This window comes from Polaromonas sp. P1_E1_2 (genome assembly GCF_056406035.1).
Genome location: NZ_JBFUAZ010000759.1, coordinates 1 through 1,707, shown reverse-complemented (window position 1 = coordinate 1,707; position 1,707 = coordinate 1). Strand labels below are relative to the sequence as shown.

Annotated in this window: 3 protein-coding genes and 1 tRNA gene; 2 read left to right on the top strand and 2 right to left on the bottom strand. The window is 57.4% G+C overall.

Annotated elements, in window-relative coordinates; translation table 11 throughout:
- Nucleotides 1-512: urease accessory protein UreG (ureG, locus tag AC1D1P_RS22590; protein ID WP_477674530.1), on the top strand; the 512-nt coding region annotated here is incomplete at its 5' end.
- A gap of 235 nt (nt 513-747) precedes the next feature.
- Here the strand turns inward: ureG and AC1D1P_RS22585 are convergent.
- Nucleotides 748-1,056, bottom strand: a complete 309-nt coding sequence (locus tag AC1D1P_RS22585) for a hypothetical protein (protein ID WP_477668215.1) — start codon at nt 1,054-1,056, stop codon at nt 748-750.
- Nucleotides 1,057-1,409: 353 nt separating this feature from the next.
- Here AC1D1P_RS22585 and AC1D1P_RS22580 point away from each other — a divergent pair.
- A tRNA-Ser gene (locus tag AC1D1P_RS22580) sits at nt 1,410-1,499 on the top strand.
- On the opposite strand, the gene AC1D1P_RS22575 is transcribed toward AC1D1P_RS22580, so the two are convergent.
- Nucleotides 1,485-1,707: hypothetical protein (locus AC1D1P_RS22575; protein ID WP_477674529.1), on the bottom strand; the 223-nt coding region annotated here is incomplete at its 5' end. The genes AC1D1P_RS22580 and AC1D1P_RS22575 overlap by 15 nt on opposite strands.

Sequence of the window (1,707 nt, the reverse complement as noted above, 5' to 3'; positions counted from 1 at the left end):
ACACCAAGGAAGACCAGCGCATCCTGACCGTCAGCGGCGCGCTGGACGCCGAACGCATCATGGGCGTGGAAACCGGCGGCTGCCCGCACACCGCCATACGCGAAGACGCCTCGATCAACCTCGAAGCCATAGACCGCATGCTGGTGGACTTCCCCAACGCCGACATCGTGTTCGTCGAGTCCGGCGGCGACAACCTGGCCGCCACCTTCAGTCCCGAGCTGAGCGACCTCACCATCTATGTGATCGACGTGGCCGCCGGCGAGAAGATCCCGCGCAAAGGCGGGCCGGGCATCACCAAAAGCGATCTGTTCGTCATCAACAAAACCGACCTGGCGCCCCATGTCGGCGCCGACCTGGGCGTGATGGAGGCGGACACCATCCGCATGCGCACCACGGCCAAGGGCCTGAAGCCTTTTGTCATGACCAATCTCAAGACCAATGCCGGCCTTGCGGAGGTCATTGCGTTTATCGAGACAAAAGGGATGCTGCTGGCCCAGCCCGAAGCCGCGTAGGGCGAGCAGGCAAAAAAAAGCCCGGAGGACCGGGCAGTAAAACTGGCTTCGCCAGTGGAGGGAGGTGCGACCCAGGACGGGCCGCAAGGAAAGTTTAGCCAGCGGCTGGCTGGCGGTGTGTAGGACAAGGTCGTGAATGCCGCCTGCGGACAGCGTTTCGGCGACAGGCCCTGGCCACGACGGGCGGCTGACTCATATATATATAGCAGGCAGATAGCAGGCCACTCTGGCGTCCTTACACCTCAAACTCGCTGGGGTGAACAGTTTCGAACATCCTGCCGTCCCGGAAGAAAACGACCATCCAGTTACCGAACCGTTGCGTAGGGTGCGCCGGAATGACCTGGTTCAGGGCATGCGCAATGGATTTCTTGACGGATAACCCAATTTCCTGGATTTCTGGGGAAAGTGAGTCCACGCTAATCAACATGAAGGTTCCGCGGTCCTGGACTTCGACCCGCGGAAACGACCAGCGGGCGCCGGTGGCATGCACAAATGCCGTAGTAACCTTCTCTGCCGACTCGGGGGTGAATGCTGGAGCAGTCATATTTGTGTCCTCTTAAAGTGCTGTAACTGAATGTTTCAATCATGGCTGTACCAGCGCCTTTAGTCACCGTTCCCAAAAACGTTTGGGAAGCGGAGAGGAAATAGTTCCAGGAAATAAGTCCGTTTTTTTGGCTCTATTTGCTTGACAGTCACAAAGTGACCAATGACGAACCAAAAGAGGTGGACTTCAGCCCTCTATTTTTGGCAGCACCCTGCCCTCGTGAGTAATTCAATGTGTGGAAGGCAGCCGATGCGCCAGGCGCGCCTGTTGTCCAGGCTGCGAAACCGCATTTATCGACAGTGGCTCATCAACGAGCCAGATGAGCGCCGACTAGCGGTTAAACTATGCGGCTCGGAAGCGTGGCAGAGCGGTTGAATGCAGCAGTCTTGAAAACTGCCGAGGATGCAAGTCCTCCGTGAGTTCGAATCTCACCGCTTCCGCCACTTGTTGGCACTGGCTTTTAGCTGGTCTAAAAGTGTGCTCTCCGGTTCAGCCTCAAGCGCTGCAACCGCAATCCAGTGCTCTGGATTTTCTCCTAATTTGATAGCAGGATTTCGAGCAAGCGCGAGGGATGGACGATGAGGGTTAACAATTCCATCGAGAGCGGATCGCCTTCGGCGCTCGCTCACGTCAAACATTAGCCGCCATGCT

Coding starts and splice junctions, on each gene's coding strand:
- AC1D1P_RS22585 (WP_477668215.1), bottom strand. CDS start 1,056: ATGACTGCTCCAGCATTCACCCCCGAGTCGGCAGAGAAGGTTACTACG.